A 5,861-nucleotide genomic window follows, 5' to 3' on the forward strand; every position below is an offset into this window, starting at 1 on the left:
GCGTTCAGGAGCTCATTGAGCGACTTACGCATGACGTGCCCGTCGATCCTGAAGCCCTTTTTTATGGGCTTATCGGTAGAATGTAAGCGATTCTTGTGGAGCCCTTTGCCGTCGCGGACGGGTTGCATGGGGCTCGGTACTGGTGGCTGCTCGAATAGCGCGGCCTCAGCGTATGATGAACTCTGCATGCAGTGCCCCGGCGGCTTTGATGCTCTTCAGGATATCGATCATGTCATATGGGGAAACGCCAAGGGCGTTTAGACCCGCTACCACTTCTGATAGGGAGGTGCCGCCTGTGATTTCGGCCAAGCCAGTTCCCGGTTCCTCGATGATTTCGGCATTTGTGTCTGGCACGATGACTGTATCACCAGGCGCAAAGGGGTTCGGTTGCACGACGATGGGCCGCTCCTCGATGCGAATGGTGAGGTTCCCCTGGCTGACCGCCACACGGGAAATGCGAACATCTTCCCCCATGACAATTGTGCCGGATCGTTGATCGACGACAACCTTGGCGCGGCGTTGCGGCTCAACAGAGATATTCTCCAATCGGCTGAGCACATGCGCGGGCGAACGAGAGCCGGTTGCGGCAATGTTGACCTGCACAGTGCCGCCATCGAGCATGCGGGCGATTGGCGCCCCAAAGGCGGCATTGATCGCCTGTTCGATCCGGTTTGCGGTGGTGAAATCCTGGGTGCGCAATGCGAGGCGCATGGACCGCAGAGAGCTGAAATCAAACGCAACTTCTCGCTCGACCCGTGCGCCTGATGGCACGGATCCCGCAGTGGGCACCCCTTGGGTAACGGTCGCTCCATCGCCCTCGGCGGTGACGCCGCCTGCAATGATGGTCCCTTGTGCCACGGCGTATATCTGGCCATCGGCTGCGGTGAGGGGGGTCATCACGAGCGTTCCGCCTAACAGGCTTTTGGCATCACCAATCGCCGAAACGGTCACATCAATCTGGCTGCCGGACCGCGCGAAGGGGGGCAGGGTGGCGGTGACAAACACCGCAGCGACATTTTTCGGGCGAAACTGTTCACCGGTGACGTTAACGCCCAGCCGTTCAAGCATGTTTTGCATGATTTCTTCGGTGAAGGGGGCGTTGCGCAACCCATCGCCAGAACCGTTGAGGCCGACCACGAGGCCATAGCCGACAAGATCGTTGCCGCGCACCCCGTCAAATTCGACAAGGTCCTTGATGCGCACCGGTGAAGCGGCGGCGAAACTCGCGGAAATTGCAAAGAATGTGGCGAGCAGGGCGGTAATGGTACGATTAATCATCAGAGGTAATTCACCAGTGAAAGGGATTGCATACGGGCGGTGATTGAATAGAGCATTTCGAGCTGTGACTGCGCGGCTTGCAGCTGGGTCGCGGTATCGTAAGGGTCAATCTCCACCAGCTCGGCGCGGGCAATTTCCAGCGCGGTCGTTTCGGCGGTTCGGAACGTGTCGGTGTCTTCCATCAAAGCCTGCACGGTGCCGATTTCGGCCCGCAGATGCGTAAGCGAGGTATTCGCATTCAGCGTGATTTCACCAGCCGCACTGAGCAGTTCGGCGCGGGCGGTGGAATCGGGGCTTAGGGCTCCATCGGCGATGAGGCTGGCCAAGGCGAGACCTTTGAGCGTGTCACGGATGCGTGTGTCACTGGCGGTGATCGACAGGTCGGCGGTTACGTTATTGCCGATTTCCATTGGCTCTAATTCATCAGTAGAGCCGATATAGGCGACCGTGTCGAAATCGCCGCCGGGAGCGAACCAGGCCTCGAGAGAGGCGATGATCGAGGCTGCGTCAGTATCGGCCGCGGTAGCGGTGGTGAGCGCGGCCATGATTGTTTCGGCGTCGGCGAGGGCCGGGCCATCGACGGCCTGACCGGCAAACACCGAACGCCCGGCAAACTGGGTATTGAATGCGGCGATGGTAGGCGCGAGCTTGGAGGCCGCATCTGCGGCGGCGGTCCCGATATTTTCAGGCTGCACGGCCTGCGCGGCGGTGAGCATGGCCGTAGCGCTGTTTTCACTCAGGGTTGCGACTGTGTCGAAGGCATTTTGGATCACCGCTGCGAAGGTGTTGGCCTCCGTCGCGGCCGTTTCGTAGGCGGCGTTGCGCGACAGGGTGAATTCGATCGAGCTGATGGGAGAAAAATCGCCATTCACCGCATCGGCGAGGCTGGCCTTGTGCCCGGTGGCAAGTTCCTGAGCGAGTTGGGTGACGGCGGTTTTTGCATCACCGCTGGCGTTATTCATCAAGAACAGGCGGGCCATGTCGCCATGGGATATCTGGTTAAGCATCAGGGAGTCCTCTTAGATGGCCATGATTTCTTCGATCAATTGCTCGATCGTCTGGAGCACCTTGGCGTTGGCGGCGTAGGCTTGTTCGATCACCAGCAATTGCTGCAACTCCCTGTCGGTATCGACGCCGCCCGCCAGTTCGGTGCTTTTGAGGCTCTCGTAGCGCGTGGAGTGATAGCTTAGCTCCACGCTAAAACTCTCGCGTTCGGAGGCGAGGGTCGAAAGCAGGTCTGCCGCATGGCCACCAGCGCTGCGCGCTAGGCCAGTGGCTGCTGCCGAGGTGGCGGCGCGGCTATCGGTGAGGCGCGCGGTGAGAGCATTGAGAAGGCTGGAATTGCCTGCGGCACCTTCGCTGACCGCGCCAAGGCCGTCACGCAGAAGCCAGCTGTTGCCGCCCTCATCCGGGTCGGCCAGCCTGTTAAATTCCAGCCGTCCGGCAAGGCCAGCCTCGTCAAGCGGATCAAGGGCCGCACCACTGTCGGTGAAAAGACCCGGATCGCCCGCGACGAGAGTGGTATCCAGCGCCGGATCTTCGAACCGTTCCACCAGATCGCGAGCGAGCATATCGAGCCCAGCCTGGGCTTCGACGGCGATTTCATCGCGCACCGCGAAGCTGGCCGCAAGCGATCCGCCGGCGATGGTGGCGTATTTGCCTTGAGTGCCAATTGCGGTGCCGTTGAGGGTGAGCGGCGAAAGGGCTCCGGAGTCTACCGTCATGTCGGCGGTGATCACGTTGACCGGGCTATAGCCAAACTCGGCCGCTGTGCCATCCAGCACCACGCCGCCGGTTGGGGTGAAAAGCGCGACTGTTCCATTGCCCCGATCCACCTGTTTGAGTGGGATGATATCGGCGATACTGTCGATCAGGATTTGCCGTTGGTCTTGCAGCCCGGCAAGATCCTGGCCGCTGGAGCGGTTCAGGTAGATCTGCGCGTTGAGGTCGGCAACTTGCCCGAGGGTTGTGTTGAGCTTGTCAACCTGGCGGCTGATGGACTGGTCGGCGTCCATCCGCATATTTTGGATGCCGTCGGAGATTTCGCCAAACTTTTCCGCAAGCTGCACGCCTGATCGGGCGGCGGCATCGAGGCGGGCAGACACATCGGGCCGGGAACTGGCGCTGATCATGGCCGCTTCGAAGCGGGAGTAGGAGTCCTGTAGCGAGCCGAGCGCACCCGGCTCGCCAAAGAGGTTTTCGATTTCGAGCATCGCGGAGGCAAGGGCATCGGCCTCGCCCACGGCGGCCTGTGCCACGCGGCGATCCCCCACCAGCTTGATATCCACATCGCGGGTGACCCCAACAACCTGCACCCCGCCGAGCGATGCTGACGTGAGCGTCAGCGACCGCCGACCATAGCCTTCGGTGAGCGAATTCGCCACGTTGGAGCTGACAACATCGACGGCACGGCGCGTGGCGTTCAAGCCAGAGAGCGCGGCGGAAAGTGAGGCGGAAAAGGACATGGGGACCCCCGTTGAAAGAGTGGTTCAGGTGTGCCGGATCATCACCGCTTGATGTTGGTGGTTTCTTGCAACATCTCGTCCACCGTCTGGATCACCTTGGCGTTGGACGAATAGGCCCGCTGCGTTTGGATCAGGGAGGTCAACTCACCGGCGACATCCACGGCACTTTCTTCAAGCGCATAGCTCAAGATGTCGCCAGTGGGGCCATCGGAAGCATCCCACAGGAAGAACGAACCGGATTCGTTCGTGGTTTGATAGGTTTGGTTATCAAGTGCGGTCAGCCCGTTCGGATTGGACAGGGCCACCAGTGGAATTTGGTAGAGCGTGCGCACGATGCCGATATCGAAGGTGGCATGGACATAGCCGTTTGCATCAACCTCGGTAGACACAAGGCTGCCCACAGGTGAGCCGTCCTTGGAGATCTGGGTTGGGGCGAATTGATCCGAAAGCTGGGTCATCAGGTTGCCGGAACCAAGCGAGCCGATATTGATCGAGATCGGCCCTCCCTCGACGTTGACGGAGAAGGTGCCCTCGGTGCCATTATAGACCCCGCCGGCACCTGTGAGGCTGACGGCTGCGATGGTGCCGCCGGAGCCGCGCTGATCGTCGAACTCCAGTTCATACTCGCCCACCACGGAGCCAAGGGCGCTGTCAGTGATGACCATGTCCCATGTATTCGTGGCGGTAACGGGGTCGATTTGAGGCGTGAAGGCGATGTGCAGGGATTCGGAAGTGCCGAGATTATCGTAATATTCGATCGACAGTTCGAGGGTGTCACCGCTGCCATCGGTTTCGGTTTCGCTGGCGGGCAGGTTCATGCCCAGCGAGATATTTTCGGTGGGTTCACCGGCAAACTGGTTGGCGTTGATCTGGATCGGTTCGAGGCCGTCCGCAGTGTCACGCGGATAAACAGGGACCGTGCCATCAGAATCGGCTGGCCAGCCCATCAACACAAGGTTGGTTTCGGTGACGAGGTAACCATCGGCGTTGGTGCGGAACGAGCCGGTGGTTGCCAGATACATCGGGGTATCGCCGGTCAGGCTGCTGAGCGACGCAGCGGTTGTTACCGGCAGAAACCCATCGCCGCGCACGGCGAGGTCGGTTGGGTTTTCAGTGGAAAGCAGGGCGCCGGGCTGATCAATAAAGCGCGTTGTGGTGACCCGCACACCGCCCGCTGAATAGGTGCCGTTGCCCGATGAAATCACCATAGAATGAAAATCGGCCACCGACCTTTTGTAGCCATTGGTCGAGCTGTTGGCGATGTTGTCGGCGATTGTTGCCAGACGGCTGGCATTGGCCGCAAGGCCTGCGACACCCGCATTGAGCGAGGAAGAGATGGTCATGTGAAGCGCCTTTCTGCTGCTTGCTGCAAGATTGAAAGACACTATGGAGACGCCGGCTTAAGGTGGTCCTAACAATTAAAATGCGACCGGTTTTCGCGGGCGTCCTCACACATCGCTGAAGGCGGGGCTACAGAATGTCGGGCCGCAGCAAGATGAATTCCAGCCGGTTATTGCGGATGGACATCGGATTTTGCTCCACCGGTTCACGATCTGCGTAGCCCGAGACGCGTTGGAAACGATCTGGATCAAGCCCCGCGTCTATCATCAGGTTGCGTCCGGAATGGGCGCGCTGCGAACTGAGCTGCCACACTGGATTATCGGCGAGCACCAGCGGCTCGGCTGCGGTGTGCCCGTTGACGGCGACCTCGTTGGCGGCAAGCGAAAACACCCGTGCCAGCATCGCTCCGATCTCGCGCATCATTTCGGTCGGCTCATCGGTGCCCGGCTCATAGAGCGGCACGCCCTCGATATCAAAAACCTCAACAATCAGGCCTTCATCCGTTACCTTTGTCACGATGTGGCGCAGTGCGTCATTGGCGGCCATGCTCTCGCCCGACATCGCCATCAATTTCTGCTCGACGTTCTCAAGCGCAACCGACTGGCTGAGCGATTCGGCCTCGGCCGCGCCATTCGCCTCTCCGGTTTCGCCTGCGGCCTTGTCAGCCTCAGTCGGGTTCAACTTGGTGGCGCCGGTGCCGTTTTGTGGCAGGGTTTCCTCGGTAAAGACCGAATCCCCGCCAAAAGCCCCGTCACCGCCGCCCGAAATCCGGCTCAG

5 protein-coding genes are annotated in these 5,861 nt (G+C 60.2%); all 5 read right to left on the reverse strand.

Going from position 1 to position 5,861, the window contains the following annotated elements:
- Positions 1–165: 165 nt before the first annotated feature.
- Positions 166–1,278 carry a flagellar basal body P-ring protein FlgI gene (locus P1U55_RS06850; RefSeq protein ID WP_301046790.1) on the reverse strand — a complete coding sequence of 371 codons (1,113 nt, stop codon included), beginning with the start codon at positions 1,276–1,278 and terminating at the stop codon, positions 166–168.
- On the reverse strand, positions 1,278–2,285 hold the full coding sequence (locus tag P1U55_RS06855) for a flagellin (RefSeq protein WP_301046791.1): 1,008 nt from the start codon (positions 2,283–2,285) through the stop codon (positions 1,278–1,280). Before P1U55_RS06855 ends, P1U55_RS06850 begins: the two co-directional genes overlap by 1 nt.
- A 12-nt stretch (positions 2,286–2,297) precedes the next feature.
- A complete protein-coding gene (gene flgK / locus P1U55_RS06860) occupies positions 2,298–3,743 on the reverse strand; it encodes a flagellar hook-associated protein FlgK (protein ID WP_301046792.1) in 1,446 nt (481 codons plus the stop codon).
- A 41-nt stretch (positions 3,744–3,784) separates the two neighbouring features.
- Complete coding sequence (locus tag P1U55_RS06865; RefSeq protein WP_301046793.1) at positions 3,785–5,086, reverse strand: flagellar hook protein FlgE; 1,302 nt, start codon at positions 5,084–5,086, stop codon at positions 3,785–3,787.
- A gap of 127 nt (positions 5,087–5,213) precedes the next feature.
- Positions 5,214–5,861 (reverse strand): OmpA family protein (locus tag P1U55_RS06870; RefSeq protein ID WP_301046794.1); only part of this gene is annotated, 648 nt, incomplete at its 5' end.

It is taken from the genome of Vannielia sp. (genome assembly GCF_029212645.1).
Classification (GTDB): Bacteria; Pseudomonadota; Alphaproteobacteria; order Rhodobacterales; family Rhodobacteraceae; genus Vannielia.